Annotated in this window: 21 protein-coding genes and 1 pseudogene; 13 read left to right on the forward strand and 9 right to left on the reverse strand. The window is 43.5% G+C overall.

The window, feature by feature from the left end; genetic code table 11:
- The 5 genes from E2L07_RS06290 to E2L07_RS06310 form a co-directional block, all read left to right on the forward strand.
- On the forward strand, positions 1-405 hold a 405-nt coding region (locus tag E2L07_RS06290; RefSeq protein ID WP_134229179.1), incomplete at its 5' end, for a transposase.
- A 525-nt stretch (positions 406-930) separates the two neighbouring features.
- A complete protein-coding gene (gene tenA / locus E2L07_RS06295; protein ID WP_053430842.1) occupies positions 931-1605 on the forward strand; it encodes a thiaminase II in 675 nt (224 codons plus the stop codon).
- Positions 1598-2347 carry an ATP-binding cassette domain-containing protein gene (locus tag E2L07_RS06300; RefSeq protein WP_134229150.1) on the forward strand — a complete coding sequence of 250 codons (750 nt, stop codon included), beginning with the start codon at positions 1598-1600 and terminating at the stop codon, positions 2345-2347. Before tenA ends, E2L07_RS06300 begins: the two co-directional genes overlap by 8 nt.
- Entirely contained in the window at positions 2344-3096 is a 753-nt protein-coding gene (locus E2L07_RS06305; protein WP_053430840.1) for an ABC transporter permease, read from the forward strand. Before E2L07_RS06300 ends, E2L07_RS06305 begins: the two co-directional genes overlap by 4 nt.
- Entirely contained in the window at positions 3093-4085 is a 993-nt protein-coding gene (locus E2L07_RS06310; RefSeq protein WP_053430839.1) for an ABC transporter substrate-binding protein, read from the forward strand. The genes E2L07_RS06305 and E2L07_RS06310 overlap by 4 nt, the downstream gene beginning before the upstream one ends.
- A gap of 65 nt (positions 4086-4150) precedes the next feature.
- Here the strand turns inward: E2L07_RS06310 and E2L07_RS06315 are convergent, their stop codons facing one another.
- Entirely contained in the window at positions 4151-5266 is a 1116-nt protein-coding gene (locus tag E2L07_RS06315) for a mechanosensitive ion channel family protein (RefSeq protein ID WP_134229151.1), read from the reverse strand.
- A gap of 302 nt (positions 5267-5568) precedes the next feature.
- Complete coding sequence (locus E2L07_RS06320; RefSeq protein WP_134229152.1) at positions 5569-5901, reverse strand: YtxH domain-containing protein; 333 nt, start codon at positions 5899-5901, stop codon at positions 5569-5571.
- A gap of 145 nt (positions 5902-6046) precedes the next feature.
- Between E2L07_RS06320 and E2L07_RS06325 the strand changes: the two genes are divergently transcribed.
- Entirely contained in the window at positions 6047-6502 is a 456-nt protein-coding gene (locus tag E2L07_RS06325) for a hypothetical protein (RefSeq protein WP_010898834.1), read from the forward strand.
- Positions 6503-6815: 313 nt separating this feature from the next.
- On the opposite strand, the gene E2L07_RS06330 is transcribed toward E2L07_RS06325, so the two are convergent.
- Both E2L07_RS06330 and E2L07_RS06335 read right to left on the reverse strand, forming a co-directional pair.
- Positions 6816-7694 (reverse strand): IS3 family transposase, encoded by an 879-nt coding sequence (locus E2L07_RS06330; protein ID WP_243854920.1) that lies wholly within the window; start codon positions 7692-7694, stop codon positions 6816-6818.
- A 38-nt stretch (positions 7695-7732) separates the two neighbouring features.
- The gene (locus E2L07_RS06335; protein ID WP_134229154.1) at positions 7733-8044 is read right to left on the reverse strand and encodes a transposase; all 312 of its coding nucleotides are present in this window, start codon (positions 8042-8044) and stop codon (positions 7733-7735) included.
- A gap of 83 nt (positions 8045-8127) precedes the next feature.
- Between E2L07_RS06335 and E2L07_RS06340 the strand changes: the two are divergent.
- Positions 8128-8301 (forward strand): annotated as a pseudogene (locus E2L07_RS06340) (hypothetical protein); the annotation flags it as partial.
- A gap of 54 nt (positions 8302-8355) precedes the next feature.
- Here the strand turns inward: E2L07_RS06340 and E2L07_RS06345 are convergent.
- Positions 8356-8514: a YozQ family protein gene (locus tag E2L07_RS06345; protein WP_010898835.1), complete on the reverse strand. Its 159-nt coding sequence runs from the start codon at positions 8512-8514 to the stop codon at positions 8356-8358.
- Positions 8515-8890: 376 nt separating this feature from the next.
- Here E2L07_RS06345 and E2L07_RS06350 point away from each other — a divergent pair, with 376 nt between their 5' ends.
- Genes E2L07_RS06350 through E2L07_RS06360 form a run of 3 tightly spaced genes read left to right on the forward strand, consistent with a single transcriptional unit; the run spans position 8891 to position 10607 of the window.
- Positions 8891-9199, forward strand: a complete 309-nt coding sequence (locus tag E2L07_RS06350; protein WP_134229155.1) for a hypothetical protein — start codon at positions 8891-8893, stop codon at positions 9197-9199.
- Positions 9181-9432, forward strand: a complete 252-nt coding sequence (locus E2L07_RS06355) for a phosphatase PAP2 family protein (RefSeq protein WP_166740031.1) — start codon at positions 9181-9183, stop codon at positions 9430-9432. Before E2L07_RS06350 ends, E2L07_RS06355 begins: the two co-directional genes overlap by 19 nt.
- Positions 9433-9461: 29 nt before the next feature.
- Positions 9462-10607, forward strand: coding sequence for a glycosyltransferase family 4 protein (locus E2L07_RS06360; protein WP_053430836.1), 1146 nt, complete (start codon positions 9462-9464; stop codon positions 10605-10607).
- A gap of 349 nt (positions 10608-10956) precedes the next feature.
- Here E2L07_RS06360 and E2L07_RS06365 read toward each other — a convergent pair whose 3' ends face one another.
- Together E2L07_RS06365 and E2L07_RS06370 are read right to left on the reverse strand one after the other, a co-directional pair.
- Complete coding sequence (locus E2L07_RS06365; protein ID WP_134229157.1) at positions 10957-11796, reverse strand: 1,4-dihydroxy-6-naphtoate synthase; 840 nt, start codon at positions 11794-11796, stop codon at positions 10957-10959.
- Positions 11793-12446 (reverse strand): futalosine hydrolase, encoded by a 654-nt coding sequence (locus E2L07_RS06370; protein WP_053430834.1) that lies wholly within the window; start codon positions 12444-12446, stop codon positions 11793-11795. Before E2L07_RS06370 ends, E2L07_RS06365 begins: the two co-directional genes overlap by 4 nt.
- A gap of 212 nt (positions 12447-12658) precedes the next feature.
- Here E2L07_RS06370 and yjcZ point away from each other — a divergent pair, with 212 nt between their 5' ends.
- A complete protein-coding gene (gene yjcZ, locus E2L07_RS06375; protein ID WP_010898840.1) occupies positions 12659-12802 on the forward strand; it encodes a sporulation protein YjcZ in 144 nt (47 codons plus the stop codon).
- A gap of 71 nt (positions 12803-12873) precedes the next feature.
- On the opposite strand, the gene E2L07_RS06380 is transcribed toward yjcZ, so the two are convergent.
- Positions 12874-13674: an HAD family hydrolase gene (locus tag E2L07_RS06380; RefSeq protein WP_010898841.1), complete on the reverse strand. Its 801-nt coding sequence runs from the start codon at positions 13672-13674 to the stop codon at positions 12874-12876.
- 272 nt (positions 13675-13946) lie between these two features.
- On the opposite strand from E2L07_RS06380, the gene E2L07_RS06385 reads away from it, so the two are divergent.
- Positions 13947-14330, forward strand: coding sequence for a DoxX family membrane protein (locus E2L07_RS06385; protein WP_053430833.1), 384 nt, complete (start codon positions 13947-13949; stop codon positions 14328-14330).
- Between the two features lie 3 nt (positions 14331-14333).
- On the opposite strand, the gene E2L07_RS06390 is transcribed toward E2L07_RS06385, so the two are convergent.
- Positions 14334-15590 carry an MFS transporter gene (locus E2L07_RS06390; protein ID WP_053430832.1) on the reverse strand — a complete coding sequence of 419 codons (1257 nt, stop codon included), beginning with the start codon at positions 15588-15590 and terminating at the stop codon, positions 14334-14336.
- Between the two features lie 294 nt (positions 15591-15884).
- On the opposite strand from E2L07_RS06390, the gene pdxR reads away from it, so the two are divergent.
- Positions 15885-17273: a MocR-like pyridoxine biosynthesis transcription factor PdxR gene (gene pdxR / locus E2L07_RS06395; RefSeq protein ID WP_010898844.1), complete on the forward strand. Its 1389-nt coding sequence runs from the start codon at positions 15885-15887 to the stop codon at positions 17271-17273.
- The last annotated feature ends 326 nt before the right edge of the window (positions 17274-17599 follow it).

A 17599-nucleotide genomic window follows, 5' to 3' on the forward strand; every position in this document is an offset into this window, starting at 1 on the left:
GGCTTAGGGGCGGTGACTGTTGGATTATTCTTTGCGGAAGTTGGGGACATTTCAAAGTACTCTCATCCTCAACAATTAGTGAACTTAGCAGGGCTATCATTACGTGAGCACAGTTCAGGTAAATTTAAAGGGCAAACAAGGATTACAAAGCGAGGAAGGAAACGATTACGCCGAGCCTTATATTTAGCGATTCGTCCCCTTGTCGCCCATAATTCAACATTTAAAGCCCTGCATCACTATTACACCAAACGCCCTGAACGCCCTTTGAAAAAGCAACAATCTTTGATTGCCTTGTGTTGTAAGTTACTACGTGTGTTGTTTGTCATTGGTCAAAAACAGTGTGAATTTGATGGTTCAAGATTAATAAAAGATATTCCTCAAATGGATGGATTACAGGCAGTGTAACCTTAGAAAGCAGATCACCCAAAGTGGCTTGACACGGAGCCTCTGCGGGCATGGCTCCTTGGCGAAGCGGCGAGTCATCCAATGATTCGCCCATGGCTAAGGAAGCCTACCATGCCCGCCACTCCATGTAAAGCCGTGCATCATCTGTATACTTACAAATAACAAACACCAATAGTGCAGAGTCGGAGTTTATTTTCACCATACGGGCTTATGACCCAGCAAAGGAGCTTATCCGACCTCCACCTCATGGATACGCAGGACGAAGGAAGGTATGGATACCAATCCGGAGAGACATGGGAGGGTTAGCGACCGTGAGTAGCGTGGAGATTTATAGGCACGGTCATACTACTCAATTACCAAACTATACCAGTTTGGACGTTAGGATGGATTATCCCCTGTAAGAAATTTTAATTCGTTCTACTTCTATCCAGTAGTACTGGTGAGATTACTATTTGGTGTTAGTGAAATTTGGAGAATACATGAGTATTAGCGAGAAAATTAAACTTTATTGAGGGAGGTATTCGTATGTCTTTTGCAGCCAGTTTGTATGAAAAAGCTCAGCCTATTTGGAAGGCTGGTTACAACCATCCATTTGTTCAAGGGATTGGTGACGGCACACTAGAGAAGTCGAAATTTCAATTTTTCATGAAGCAAGACTATTTGTATTTGATCGATTACGCGCGCCTTTTCGCCCTTGGGACATTGAAAGGAAACGACCTACAAACAATGTCAACGTTCTCCAAGCTTCTCCACGCAACGTTAAATGTTGAAATGGATTTGCACCGAGCGTATGCAAAACGACTCGGCATTTCGGCAGAGGAACTGGAGGCAACTGAACCAGCCGCGACAACCCTCGCTTATACGAGCTACATGCTTAATGTAGCACAGCGCGGCTCGTTGCTTGACTTAATCGCTGCGGTTCTTCCATGCACATGGAGCTATTACGAAATTGGGGTCAAACTCAAAGGCATCCCTGGTGCTTCTGATCATCCTTTTTATGGCGAATGGATCAAGCTTTATGCTTCTGATGAATTCAAAGAGCTCGCCGATTGGTTAATTCAAATGCTAGATGAGGAGGCAAAAGGGCTATCTTCAAAAGAAAAAGCCAAGCTAGAGACGATCTTCCTAACGACAAGTCGATTGGAAAACGAGTTTTGGGACATGGCGTACAACGAACGTATGTGGAACTACAATGGTTAAAGAGCTGTTAACGTTTGAGGAGGTTTCCTTTACCTACTCTTCCTCCTCACCTGTCATTGAGCGACTTTCGTTTACTGTGTTTGAAAATGAGATCGTTGCGATTTTAGCAAAAAGCGGTTCAGGGAAAAGCACACTGTTTCGCTTGATCACCGGATTAGAATCACCCGATCAAGGGACGATTGTTTGTCATGCTCAAGGAAAGATCGGTTACATGCCACAGCAAGACTTACTGTTACCTTGGCTCACGATTTTAGAAAATGTGTCCCTTCCCCTTGAAATTCAAGGAAAAGACAAAAAAGAAGCCAAAATAATTGCAGCTTCTTTTTTCAACCGGTTCGGTTTAGTAGGGACCGAATCTCTTTATCCTGATGCCCTATCTGGAGGAATGCGACAACGGGCGGCTTTTTTACGTGCGACATTAACAAGCGAAACACTCCTACTACTAGATGAACCGTTTGCCTCATTGGATAGTTTGACAAAAACGTCGATGCACCGCTGGTTAGTATCGATGTGGGAAAAGGAAAAACGAACGCTTTTGCTCGTCACCCACGATATTGAAGAGGCCCTCCTGCTATCTGACCGTCTGTTCATTTTTACGAATCAGCCTCTTCATGGCTTTACTGAAGTTCAAGTGCCGCCGGACTTAAGGCGTAAAATGGAAACCACAGAAGAGATGGAGCAACACCGGTCCTCATTAAAAAAAGACATTCGTGCCTTATTGATAGAGGAGTCGTTGCGATGAAAAGATCCTATCAAGCACTCGAACCTACTCTTTTCTTTCTAATGCTGATGGTGATATGGGAGATTAGCGCTCGTATGATCGGTCAACCGTACCTTCTCCCCTCACCGATCCAAATCGTCATGCGTACGATTGATCTTTCGGAATCGTTGTTCTTTACCCATCTACCTGCTACCTTGGCGATCATCTCAATCGGATTGGCCCTGTCAATCGTACTCGGAATCCTCCTTTCCTTGCTTATGTTTTGGAACGAACGGGTCGAACGAGCGGTCTATCCGTTGCTAGTGGCTAGTCAAACGATTCCTGTTATTGCACTAGCGCCGATTTTCGTTTTATGGTTCGGCTACAGCATTTGGAGTAAAGTCGCCGTTACGGTTTTGTTGACCTTTTTCCCGATTACAGTAAATACGTACGATGGATTGAAGAGTACGAACCGCCAGTATGAGGAACTGTTTTACACGATGGGAGCGACGAAAAGGCAGTTGTTTTTTCGACTGTTCGTCCCATCGACGCTGCCTTCCTTTTTAACAGGCCTTCGCATCGCTGTTCCTTTGGCGGTCATTGGTGCTGCTGTTGGTGAATGGTTAGGTGCTAACGAAGGACTCGGTTATTTCAGCAGAAGAATGATGACTCAATTTGACGGACCCGGTGTTTTCGCACCGATTTTCATCTTATCGTTACTCGGGATTTTAGGCTTTGCTGCAATTAAAAAGCTAGAGAACATCTTACTACCTTGGAGGAAAAAACAATGAAATCATTTAAAATCATAAGTCTGCTTTTAGCGATTCTTTTTTTAGCAAGCTGTCAAACGAATACAGCATCTGATGATGAAGCATTAGAGACGGTTGAAGTGATGCTCGACTGGTATCCAAATGCCGTCCACACGTTCTTATATGTTGCGATCGAAAATGGCTATTTTGCAGAGGAAGGATTAGACGTGGACATCGTCTTCCCTACGAATCCAACCGATCCTATTCAACTGACAGCGAGCGGGGCGATTCCCCTTGCGCTTAGCTACCAACCAGATGTGATTTTGGCCCGTTCAAAAGACTTGCCGGTTGTGTCTGTTGCATCCGTCGTTCGTTCCCCGCTCAATCATGTGATGTTTTTGGCTGAACAAGATTTCGATTCACCTGCTGACTTAGTCGGACTTACGGTTGGCTACCCAGGAATCCCAGTCAATGAACCGATTTTAAAAACGATGGTGGAAGCTGCTGGAGGTGATTATGAGCAAGTCCATTTAATGGACGTCGGCTTCGAATTAGGAGCATCGATCGTGAGCGGTCGTGCCGATGCCGTTGTCGGAACATACATCAACCACGAATACCCGGTGTTAAAGCACGAAGGGCACGACATTTCCTACTTCAATCCCGTTGATTATGGTGTGCCTGAGTATGATGAGCTCGTGCTTATTTCAAATGAAGCATACGTTGAAGAGTCTGGGGAAGTGCTTGCGGCCTTTTGGCGTGCAGCATCAAAAGGGTACGAATGGATGGTTGAGAATCCTGATGAAGCGTTGAATGTGCTCCTCACAAACCAAGATGAGGCAAACTTCCCGCTTATTCAAGAAGTAGAAGAGGAAAGCCTCTCCATATTGCTAGAGAAAATGGAAAATCCGAATGGACCGTTTGGTGGACAAGATGCTGAATCTTGGGAAGAAGTGATTAGTTGGCTAGATGCTCATGACTGGCTCGAACAACCTGTTGTTGCAGAAGACGCCTTTTCATCCATTACGGATTGATAAGTAAAAAAGCAGCGTGCCGATCAAGCACGTTGCCTTTTTTTATTGGTCTTTTTCTTTTGATTCTAACGCTCTTGCGGAGGTAAGATCTCATCCTCTGATTCTCGCTTCATATACACGCTGCGGCTCGGGAACGCAACAGATACTCCTTCTTCCTCTAAAATCTCGATGATTTTTAAGTTGATCTCTTCTTTCACCACATACCATTCAGACCAGACGATGGTGTTCGTAAAGAAATAGATAAAAATATCGAGGCTAGAGGAGTTAAATTCACTAAAATGAACCATGATCACCTCTTGATCCACTTGATCGTGCTGACGCAAATAGGCTTCAATTTTCGTTCGCACCGATTGGAGCTGCTCTTTCGTCGTTGCGTATTCAAGTCCAAGGTTAAACGTAATCCGTCGTTTTCGCATCTGGGACCAGTTCGTAATCGGTTCACTTGCAAGCGTTGAGTTCGGAACGGTTACCACCGAATCCGCAAACGTGCGAACTCTCGTGCTACGGAACGTTATATCTTCAACCACACCCTCAACAGTTGGCGTCTGGATCCAATCCCCTTTCGAGAATGGCTTTTCAGTCACGATAATGACCCCGCCGAAAAAATTGCCGATCGTATCTTGTGCGGCCAAGGCAAACGCCAATCCCCCTAAGCCTAGACCTGCGATAAAGCCACCGATCTTAAACTCCCATTCCGCAAGGATGATCAGAATGGTGAGGGCCACGACAATAAACCGTAGCATTTTGGACAAAAACGGGATAACCATACTGTTTTCATCAAGATCCATCCATTTGGCAATTGTTAAGAAGATCGTCGAATGGGCCCCTGTATAATTAAAAAATCCCCATCCTAAAAGTAAAATTAATAGCGAACGGTACAAGTGGTCTACAAAGGCGACAGCTGTCACGGGGAACGGCAAAGCCATAAGAGCTAAGTATGTTCCGAGAATAATCCAAAACGCCCGCAACGGCTTCTCAAAGGAAAGTAACAAGTTTGTAAGGACGTCGGTTTTCGACTTTTTCGCTAGCCGTAAAATAAGCTTAAAAATATACTTCGTAAATACTTTTCGAAATACAAGAAAGATGATAAAAATCGCAACGGGTATAAGATAGTCTTGCCAGTTAAACCGTTCAAACGATTGAACAAAACGTTCCCATTGTCTCGCGTAATATGAATTCATGGTAACACCTACTTTTCTCTCTCGATTGTTAACAAACCGGATGTGCAAGCCATCTAATCTTCTCTCCTCTAATTTGCTATTTTAGCACAGATAGAGCTGACGATTGTATTAGAAAAACATAATCCTTTTCTGTTTGAACGAGACAGTTTCAAAAAAGCCCGCTCAAAAAAGCAGCAGCAACCGTAGCAACAAAGTTCAACGAATCGCTTGGGCTTAGGATGATTGACGCTTGGCATCTCATTTTAGGCTTTCTTTGTTTTAAAGGACTTGCCACTTTTCACTCCTACAAAAAAAGCTCCTCCTTACTCAGTAGGAGGTAGCTCATTTTCGACAACTTCGCGAATCATTTCACCGATTTGATTGTCCTCTTGATTTTCTCTTGGCCTTCTAGAGTGTCTGCCTTTTTGTCCTTTAAGTGTTTGTGCAAGATCATCGCTCCACTCATTCCCGATTTCCATCATCGTCGCGGTTACTTTCCCTTGTCTAAGACCGTCTAACTGCTTTATCATATTTTTACGAGTGACTTCTCCTCGCTCAGGGGCAAACAACAAGGCACTAGCCGCGCCAACGACTCCTCCTAAAAGAGCACCAACAAACATGCCGTTCATGCTTGAATTTCTTCTTCTTTGAAACATAGGTTGTACTCCTTTCTCATTCAGTCACATATAGTGTTAACAAAAATGGATTGAATATGTGAGTTCCCGTTATAGTTTCATTTTTCGCTGAAAAAGGAATAAATAAAAAGATCGTCTTATTTATGAGAAAAGGATGTGATACGGCATGAGCAAACGTCCGAAAGCACTTCAGAACATTATTGATTTCCGCTACGTTCAAACCGTCGGATTTTGGGAGCGTTTTCAAAAATTTAAACAAGAAGATTTCATTAGTGAAGAGTCAAAATTTTTTATTCTCACTCATTTTGCGGTGATGACGGCAGACGTCGTAAATTCTCTTTCAGGCTTCCACTCTGATGAATGGGAGGAAGAAGACGAGGCCATCTTCCCGTTTTTATCTGAAAGGGGAAAAGAATTTATTGCCCGCCAAGAAGAAATACCAGGACATGAGGAGATCAAAGTAAAAGACTTTCACGAAGTTCTCGTTTTAAAGAATGTCTCGATCCAACCGTTCGTCTCAAAACAAACGATCAAAATGCAGCAAATGCTTTTATTTAGTGATCAAGTCGTCGGTATGACATTTGGCGAAGTCCCTGAACCAACAGACGAAGATGATGAATGAGCCTGAGATCTTCGGAAATTATTTTTACTATATAAATTGAATTAAAGGGTTACAATCACTCTCTGTCGAAGTATAAGCGTAACACTTATCAATGAATGGAGAGAAACCCAATCGGATTAACCCCCTAAATTTGGACATAATCACAACTTTTTAAGTTATTTCTCAAAAATGCTCTTTGTTTCGTCTTTTTGTAGTATAGCCTGTCCGTCCATTTCATCAAGGGTAAAGGCTTACGCCCGTGTATCCACGCCCTTGATTTCATTCCCGTCCAGGCTACTGGGTAATTAAGACGAAACAAGGCATGAGTCTCGCTTTAAACGCGTACTTCCTGAATGGGAATCAACCCCCGCCTGTTCTGTTCATAAAATGTCTCTGGTGCCAGATAGTGGATGCTCGAGTGAATACGCTGCTTGTTGTAAAACCGGATAAATTCTGTCACTGCCTTATATGCCTCTTGGTATGTATCAAAGACCATACGGTCTAGACACTCATCCTGTAAAATGCGATGAAACGCTTCGATGTGAGCGTTCATATTTGGCATTTTTGGAGGTATACGCTCATGCTCTACCTTCAAAGTTGCACAGCCTTGGTGAAAACGCTGGGATATATACTGTGGTCCATTATCAGAACGGATAATCAGGTCATGCTCTCGATTAAACAGTTGCCTTTTAAGCAGCGCACGTTGAAGGGCACGTACCGCATCTTCAGCTTGGCAACTTAAGCCAATGTGAAAATCGATGACCGTCCGATCATAAACATCGATGTAAGACAGGAGAAAGAAGAAGCGTTGTTCTCCTTCAATAAAACCATATTTAATGTCGGTTTCCCACAATTGATTGGAATCGGTTATGACTTTGTTTCGCGCTACACGTTTCGGTGGTTTGTTTTGCTTCTCGCGTTGGGGACGCAAGATGCCAAGTTCTTTACATAGGCGATAAACTTTCTTTTTGTTAATGATCAACTGACACTGTCGACGTAAAACCATCGTTAATTTGTGGTAGCCATAGGATTGACCCTCATGGGCGACAAGATCCAACAACCACGCTTTAATCTGTTCATCCGAAACTTTTATCCCTTTATGGTTATATGAATACCCCGGTGCTGGTCGTCCCTCACTCACTGTTTTTTCTTTCACACGATAATATTTGCGGTAGTAATAAGTCGAACGGGCGATGCCTATGATTTTCAGCACCGTTCTGATGGGGTATCCTTTACGAATCCATTTGTCAGCTACTTCAATTTTTTCAGCAAGTGAGGGTTTTTCTTTTTTAATAGATCACGGAGAATGGCAATCTCCAGGTCTTTTTCACCTAATAGTTTCTTCAGTTGCTCATTCTCCTGTGACAATGCTTTTGCATCGAGTGTTGGGGTTGCCGTAATATCTACATCGCCAAATTTACCGTCTTGATATTCCTTTGTCCAACGATGCACCAGATTAGGATGGATATCATACCGACGGGCCACAGCAGCCTTATTTCCGGCCTCTAAGGCCTCCTTGACAACTTGTATTTTAAATTCAACAGAATGTCTTTGGCGTTTCATATTCATCAGCCCCCTAATTTTATAGTTAATAGTTTAATAGATCACACCTTAGTTGTCCAAATTCATTAGGGGGCTTATAGGCCTACAGTCCTGAATTAAATCTAGTGGAAGGGCTGTGGAAGTGGCTCAAATCAGATGTTATTTATAACGTTTTTTATTCATCTGTCAAAGAGATTCGCAGGAATGTGCAAGCTTTTATTCGTGAGTTGAACGACACACCTGAAAAAGTCATTGACCGATTGTGTGTGCAATTGTAAAAGATAAATTCAACTTATATATCATGAAAAAAGAGCCGTGTTGGCTCTTTTTGTTTATTTACGCTCTTCCCCGCCGCGGTCAAGCTTATCTTCAATTGTCCCTTCCATATAGACGTCCTCCACTTGTTCATGTGTGAGGTCATTCCCTGACATTTTTCCATTGGTTTGCTCTTTCATTGAAACTTGCTCATGCTGTTGATCTTCTTTACCCATGATCATTCCTCCATCCATTTTGTTAAAAAATAGTGTGTCACGTATCGGTTGTTCCATTCAATATGAGCAAACGTATATTTTTCCATTTCCTTGGCATCTGTACGACCCTTGGAAGATGTGCCGCATAAGATGGTATTACCTTCATAAGTTTCAGCTTATGAGGGACGCCCATAATCATCCAGAGCATGCTGGGTGATTTACCTCCTTATGAAAAAGAGCACCTCTTAATAAGCGGGTGCTCTTTTTATTGTAGACGCACCCTGAACGGCCTTTACAAAATTCAAAATGACTTTTAACTTTTCTTGACAATTTCTCAATATTTTCTTGATAGGATGATAGTAAAGCAATGTTCTAATTCAATTCAGGGGGGATCGGAGTGGAGAGATCACGTTCATGGATGGTACAAACCGATTGTACATTGTTTCAACTGCTTAATGGGAAACAAGAGGCCATTACGTTCAACCGCTGGATGTCGATGATTACTCATCTTGGTGGCGCGATCAGTACGATTTCTACCGTCGTTATCTTAAGCTTATTTTCAGCCGGGCTTATCCAACAAACAGCCTATGCCGCCGTAGCTTCATTGATTATCAGTCATTGTATTGTCTTTTTTTTAAAGCATATCGTCAGGCGTAATCGCCCATACCTTGTATGCCGAGCGCCTTTGTGGCAAAAAAACCGTTAAAAGATCCTTCCTTTCCTTCTGGACATACGACGGCTATTTTCTCCGTTACGACACCGTTCATGATCTTATCCCCACTCTTGATTATGATCTTGTTACCCCTTTCTTTCCTTGTCGGCTGGTCACGAATCCGTTTAGGGCTCCATTACCCTTCCGATGTCCTAATCGGAGCGATCATCGGTTATATTTGCGGCTTGTTCTCATACCTTTTCTTTTCATCGACCGGAGCTGTGTGAGTAGAAATGAATGAGTGGGGGGATTTATGATGAGAATTGCTTTGTTCACCGATACGTATATACCACAAGTGAACGGTGTAGCACGAACGATAAAACGACTTGTGGATCATTTAGAAAAACGGCAAGTCGAATACGCTCTATACATGCCAGAAACGATCGAGAAGCTTGACCGCTTTGAGTCAAACATTCATACGTTCGCAAGTTTGCCGTTTTTTTTGTATCCAGAATGTCGCATTGCATTGCCGAACGTATTCAAGCTACGTCAGCAACTAACTTCATTCCAGCCTGATTTACTCCACATCGCCACCCCATTTAACGTCGGTCTGTCAGGGTTACAGCATGGAAAGAAATACGGAATTCCGATGGTCGGTTCCTATCACACCCATTTTGATCACTACCTTCATTATTACAAGCTACAGTTTATGAGCGCTTGGCTTTGGAAGTATGTGAAGTGGTTTCACCAACCTTTTGAAAGGACGTTTGTCCCATCAGTTGAAACGATGAGACACTTGCAAAAGCATGGGTTCCAACGGCTAGCCCTTTGGACACGTGGAGTGGATTGCGAACGATTCCACCCTAAGCAGCGACACCGCTCCTACGCCAGCAATTTATTGCCAAAAGACAAAGCGGTGCTCTTATATGTTGGCCGGCTTGCGCCGGAAAAGGATCTCGCTACATTGGTTGCTATCATGGCACAACTCCCACAGGAACTTAATGAAAAAATACAATGGATGATCGTTGGGGATGGGCCATCTTTGCCCGAAATGAAAAAACAATGCCCTACCAATGTGACGTTTACTGGTTATTTGAAAGGTGAGGAACTAGCGGCAGCCTATGCGAGCGCTGATCTGTTTGTCTTCCCGTCGGTAACCGAAACATTCGGCAATGTCGTACTTGAGTCTTTCGCTTCTGGTACCCCGGCTATTGTAGCAGACCGGGGCGGTGTAACCGAGATTGTCGAACATGGGAAGTCAGGAATGATCTGCAAAGCAGGAGACGTCCATTCATTCATTCAAGCAATCGAACATTTGCTCATGAACCGATCGAAGCGAGCGGAAATGGGCTATGAGGCGAGGCAGTATGCCTTGACCCAATCATGGGAGCGGATTTTTGACGATCTACTGGAGCAATATGAACAAGTGATCTTCCATCATAAAAAAAGACATTTGGCTTAAGGAAAGCGCTGACGACATGAAAATGCACGACTTCCGACCATTGGAGAAGCTATCATAACATGCAATAGTGAATAAGAGTGGCACCTACTGAACGACGGTGGGTGCCACTCTTATTTTTCAGGTGTAGATTTTATACTATAGGGGTTGATTGTTTCAAAAAACACTCGCATGCCGCGAGCAGCAAATGGCATTGTTCGATTATCTGATCCATCCATTTTAAAAGCAAATTTGGTGTAATGATAAAAAATAGAAGGAATGTGTATTATTTTAGAATCGCCTCCCATGAATCAACAGAAAAAGTTCAGATCATTAAAATAAAATGATCCGAACCTTTTTGATTACGTTTGGCTTATTTTTCTCTTAACCATTCTTTTTTAAAGGCAGGGACAAGATCTTCCTCCGCCGCTCGTACTAGTAATGATTCAACGGCTCGATAACCATCTTCCCCTAAGTCCTCGGTAAAAGTATTTACATAGAGATCGATATGTGCCTTGGCCACTTCTTCAGCCATCTCTTGTGCATGGCTCATCACATATTCTTTCGAAGCGTCTGGGTGAGCCCAAGCATATTGAACAGATTGCTTAATCCAGCTTTGAATTGCTGAAGCATCTAGTCCTCGCTTTGCAATAATCGCACCGAGCGGGATCGGAAGACCTGTATCTTCCTCCCACCAGCTTCCTAAGTCTTGAAGCATCGTCAGCCCGTATGCTTGATATGTAAACCTTGCTTCATGAATAACAAGACCGGCATCGACCGTTCTATTTCGCACAGCAGGCATAATTTCATGAAACGGCATGACGACAATTTTCCCTACTTTGCCGTCGAGCTGCTGCGCTACCCAAAGACGGAATAGCAAGTAGGCTGTCGACCGCTCACTAGGAACGGCAATCGTTTTTCCATTTAGAATGTTTGGATCGTCTCCCGTTTTCCCCTTCGTCAGTAATAAAGGCCCACAGCCTCTTCCTAAGGCTCCACCACATGGAATCAATGCGTAATCCTCTAAAACGTACGGCAAAGCGGCATAGGAGATTTTCATCACTTCCGGCCCTTTGCCTTCAGCAGCCAAATGATTTGTAATATCGATATCAGCGTAGGTGACATGTAGGGGTGGGGCCCCTTGAATATGCCCATGAACCCAAGCGTGAAAAACAAACGTATCGTTCGGGCATGGCGAAAAAGCAATGTTCACGTATAATCCCTCCATAAGACGCTTGAAACTTTTGTTAATAAACTGAGCGATTCTTTTAATTTCCAAGCCTCGCGATTTCTCGGACCTACCTCATTAGAAATCGAGCGAATCTCCAGAAACGGGACGCCGAATGCTTCCGCTGCAGTTCCCACACCAAAGCCCTCCATCGCTTCTGCCACGGCATCAGGATAACGCTTGATTAAACGACTCGCTGTCTGTTCTGTCCCCGTTACTGTTGCACGCGTTAAAATCGCTCCTTGATGTACAAATGGATAGGCAGCAAAAAGGGTACTCACCACTTGCTCCACCATCTCTTGATCGGGTCGTAAATAAATGGAGCCGAATCCGAGATCATCTAAAGGGAGAAAGCCATCGCTTGATTCGGCCCCTAAATCTGCTGCAATGAGCGCATCGGCGACAACGAGGGATTCGACGGCGGCCTTTTCTTTAAAACCACCAGCGATCCCCATACTTATGACAAGATCATAGTCCTTGCTTGCTAACGCTTTTGCTGTATATGCTGCAGCTGACATGGGACCGACCCCAATGGTCATAACATCCACTTGAGCATCACGACCAAGCCCAGCTTGGATAGCCTTTTGCTCGGCAGTCACCGAAGTGGCAATCAGCACCTTTTGTTGATTAAACATGGATATGTGCCAGCTCCTCCTTATGTATGTTGTGCCTTTTCTAGTGTAGCGAAAGTCCATGTTTTTTTCTAGCGACAAACCTTTTCCTCCACTCATACCTAATCCTCAAGACGTACACGTGCATAGACTAGAAATAGATTTAGCGTTACGTTGCCCCCTAACACATCAGAAAGAAGACGTACAGCATTGACCCAATGGAAGGAGGTGCCTTCATGGGATACTACTATGGCTATCCCCCTTTTCCACCCCCATATCGTGGTTATTGTCCTCCCTATGGAGGAGGCGGATTTGCTTTTGCGCTCATCGTTGTTCTCGTCATCCTGCTCATCATTCTTGGATGCGGCTGGTTTAAATAACAAAGAGCGCTCATTGCTGGGCGCTCTTTGTTTTGTTTTTTAGAAAACGGGAATCGTCATTGGTACGATGATTATAAAATACGGGGAACCAAGCCGAGCTTTTTTAGTCCGTTAGACACCCCATCACATTCTACACTAGTCGTCTGGTCATCAGCATAGGCAAGCAAGTCAGGATGAGCATTCCCCATCGCGATACCGACACCGACATACTTAAGCATTTCCTTATCATTCATCCCGTCACCAAAGGCCACTGCTTCTTCCTTTTCTATCCCTAAATAAGAAAGGGTTTGTTGGACAGCTATTCCCTTATTTGTCGTATCTCGAATCACGTCGTATGCATGAGCCTTCAGGTCGCCAACGTTGACTGAAGCTAGATGGATACCATTACATGCTTCATAAGCGGCAACATCCTCTCTGCTCACATTGAGTAAAGTCATCCCTAAAACTGGATCTTGCTTTTTCGGATCGTAAACCCGGTTATGCTTCAAATGAAAGATTCGGATAAATTGTTGCATGCAGCTCGTATCTATTCCTGTGAGCACATTCTCTTCGTTCGTATACATAACCACTTCATGGTTTCTTTCTCGTGAAATCGTCAATAGACGATCTAGCGTTTTCGGTTCAATTGGCTGCATCAAGATGTCCTTCCCATTATAAATCGCATATGCACCATTGTAGCCGATAAAGGAATGAACCTTTAATTGCTCTGCTAATTCAGAAATCTCGTGCAACGGTCTGCCTGTCGCAAGAAACACCTCCATTCCTTGCTCCTGAACATGGCGAATCGCGACCTTTGTTGACTCCTGCACGGTATCATCTGGTAAAAGGATCGTCCCATCGATATCTAAAAACAACACCTTGTATGGTCCCATTTGAAAATTCCACTCCTTTTAACTCAAAGCCTTCTCTCCTCTTTATTACTTTAACACACCTTTTGACAGTTGACGCTCCTTCCCCTGTTAAATCATGATGAAGACTTTGTTTCGTTCCATTTCAACAGTCCCGCACTTGCCTATCGTTCATGTCGGTGGTACGATTTCCATAGATTGCATGTTTATAAGTGTCCAAAGCCCACTAGTTTATTAGGATTTCGGATCAAGTTTTATAACGAAATATACTAAAATTAAAAGGAGGTGTATCAATCGTGTTAAAGTGGCTCCCTTTAGTTGCTAGAATGGTGTTAGGTAGTATTTTTCTCCTTGCAGGGTTCAACGGGCTTTTTGTTATCTTCGGTCTAGAACCGTTTATAGATACGAGCGAGGAAGCGATGGCCTTGTTTCAATTTGCTTATTTACTTGTGACCGTTAAAGCCTTGGAGGTCATTTGTGGTATTTTTCTGCTCATGAACCGATTCGTTCCTCTTTCACTCGCCGCCCTGTCTCCTATCACGGTAAACATTTTCTTACTTCATGTGTTTCTCGATCACTCATTGCTCCCGTTAGCTTTTCTTCTCATCCTTTGTCAAGGCTACCTTCTCTACATTTACAGACGAAATTTTTTCACATTGTTGGAAAAGAAACCGCTTTAAGCTTTAAACCGCCTCTGCCTGCTTGACATCGTTTCGTTGTTTATTCGGTTCAGGGAGAAATAAATTGCAGATAGCGGCTACAATCAAAATGACGATAGACATATACAGGGGTACCGTATAGCTGCCTGTCTGTTCATAAAGCAAGCCTGGCACATAAGCCCCTAATGCCGAACCAACTTGATGGCTAAGAAACAACCATCCGATCATTAGTCCGATGGAGTATCGTTTAAAATACTGTGTCGCAAGAAGCTGTGTCGGAGCAACCGTCGCAAAGTCAACGAGACCGAACAAGATAGCAAAACCTAACAATAGTAACGGGTCATGGCTATGCACTAAGATCACGAGCGATAAAGCACGTGCTACATAAAGGAGAAACAAAAATTTACGACTACTCCAACGATCAGCAATGACACCCGAAAGCAAGATTCCCACTATATTAAAACCAGCTAGTAAGCTAACCGCCGCACTCGTGACACTTGTTGAAAATCCGTGATCGTGTGACAACGGAATGAGATGGGTATCCATTAACCCTGTCGTCGTAAAGCCGCAAATGGCAAAAGGTAACACGAGAAACCAAAAGGGCCTCATACGAAAAACCGACCAATTGGAAAAAGTGGCACTGTTAGGGGAGGTGTTTGTTTCCTCCTCTTCTCGCACGCCTCCAATCGGTTCTACTTGTTTTTCTGATGGATGATTGCGCAACAACAGTAGAACGATCGGAAAAACGATGACCGCCAAAAAGAAGCCAAGTATAACAACGGTAGCCTTCCAATCAAGCCATTGGATCAACATGAGCGACCCAGGCACAAGAATCATTTGGCCGGCACCAAAGCCGGCTTCAATAATCCCGAAAGCAAGGCCTCGCTTTTTATTAAACCAGTTCGTAATCACAACAGTCGCGGCCACATTAGACGCCCCACCGACTCCAATAGAGACGACAACACCGTACAGAATAAATAGATGCCACGGCTGTGTTGCCATTGTCGTCAAAACGAAGCTAACACCAACGAGAAGTGTGCTACAGGACAGGATGAACCGGGCCCCTAACCGATCCACAAGCTTACCGATCAATGGCTGAGAGATCCCATAAACAATAAAGCTAAGTGTGGAAATAAGCGAAATGCTTCCACGATCCATCGAAAATTCAGTTTCCCAAGGCTGAACAAAAGCACCGAACGATAGGCGAACACCTTGGACAGCTAAAAACGTTAAAAAAGTTACCGCGACAATGATCCATCCATAATGTATTTTTCGTTTCATTGCATCTCCTTTTTCGATAACAATATATTTTGTGAAAATAACCCTTATCCTTTGATCTGATCATCAGATGATTACAAATGCACGATTTACCTTTTAAAAAATTCTCTGAACGTTTACTCGTAACCAATTAATAAATTTTCCTCCTCCTTTTACTATGAAACTGCAACCATCCTCTCTCTTTTCTACTTCTCATATGAGCTTTGGCCTCTTTCAGTTTATTCCAAATTATGTACACATTTATATTTACAGTTTATAATTATTTTATATATACAGATTTTCCTAGGGGGAACATCCATGACGTTAACCTACTTCTTAGATAAAGAAACGGATACGCCGATATATAAGCAGCTTTACGAATCGCTACGGAAGGATATATTGTCAGGAAAGCTAAAAACAGGCGCAAAGCTACCGTCGATTCGCCATTTCGCACAAACGTTAAATGTTAGTGTCATCACAGTACAAAATGCTTACCACCAGCTAGAGGCAGAAGGATACATTACGAGTCGAGATCGCAGCGGATATTACGTGGAAAATCTAGCAGGACTCACACTTTTAGAACGTCAAGATGCAAAGATCATCCACGCTCCGCATCATGATCAAGCATCGGAAGATCAGATCATCGATTTTAGCCCGTCCAACATTGATAACGCCCAGTTTCCCTTGTCCATTTGGCGTAAGTGTGTCAATGAGACCCTATTAAACCACGAAACACGCTTTAATCATCACGGAGCCAAATTAGGAGAATTGCCGTTAAGAGCTGCAGTGGCTGATTATGTGACAAAGTCTCGGATTTTGGATTGTACAGAGGAACAAGTTGTCATTTTTGAAGGCATCGAACATAGCATGAATATTCTGTCCCTTTTGTTCAAACAAATGGGAAAAACAGCCATTATGGAACAGCCGAGCTACAAAGTAATTGAAGATATTTTTTCCTTGCATCAATTACCGATTCAGCGGGTTCCATCACCTAAAGGGGTTTTATCATTAGAAGACCTGCAAGAACAAAAAAATGGTGTTCTCTATTTGACACCGTCTCACCAATACCCTTACGGAAGCTTTCTGTCGATTCAAGAGCGGATCAAAATTATTAATTGGGCGCAAAACTCAGAGAGCTATGTCATTGAGGACGATTACGATGGTGAATTCCGTTATGACATCGACCCTGTTCCGTCGTTACAAGGACTATCGAAAAACCATGTCATTTATATCGGAACATTTTCTAAGACGCTCTCTCCTGCAATACGAGTAAGCTATGCGATTTTGCCTCCAGAGTTGATGAAGCGCTATCAAGAGGTATGTTCCATGTTCCCTTCGCCTGTCAGTGTCCATCTTCAGTTGGCATTGGCGAAATTTATGGAGGATGGTCACTATGAGCGGCATATTCGCCGGATGCGTAAGTATTATAAGGAAAAACAGGACTTTCTTATCGCAACCATTCAAGAAGTGATGGGTGATCATGCAGCCCTTCATGGGACAACAGCTGGACTCCATCTCGTATTGGAACTAAAAAATAACTCTCGGCCGTACAAACAGTTGTTAGCAGCAGCAAGGGCTCACGGGGTGAACATTTACCCTGTTAAGGATGTAACGCCTAATCCTTACTTCATTTTAGGATTTAGCGGCCTGCCAAGAGAAAAAATTACGGAGGGAATCCGGCGTTTGCATAAGGCTTGGATAGAATGATTTCTACAAGTGCTGCTGATCAAAGTAAGGAACGAGCGTAATCGTCACTTACCGTTCGCCAAAGAGGGTCTGAAACTCCCAACCACAATAAAATCCCTTACCGTTTTTTGACCACTGTAAGGGATCTTTTAGAATTAGCAGATAATCAGTAAGAAAACAGATTCGCTTTCGATCGGCGAATCTGTTTTTATCATGCTTAACGAGGAGAATCTTCGGTAATGGCGCGAAAAAACTTTCGTCTGGCTAGGCTAAAAAACTCCCTCCATCGTCTTAATTCAAGTCCGAGCGGATCGTTTGTATAGAAAAACAGCTGCCCCGATGTACAT

It is taken from the genome of Halalkalibacterium halodurans (assembly GCF_004376175.1).
Taxonomy (GTDB): domain Bacteria; phylum Bacillota; class Bacilli; order Bacillales; family Bacillaceae_D; genus Halalkalibacterium; species Halalkalibacterium halodurans.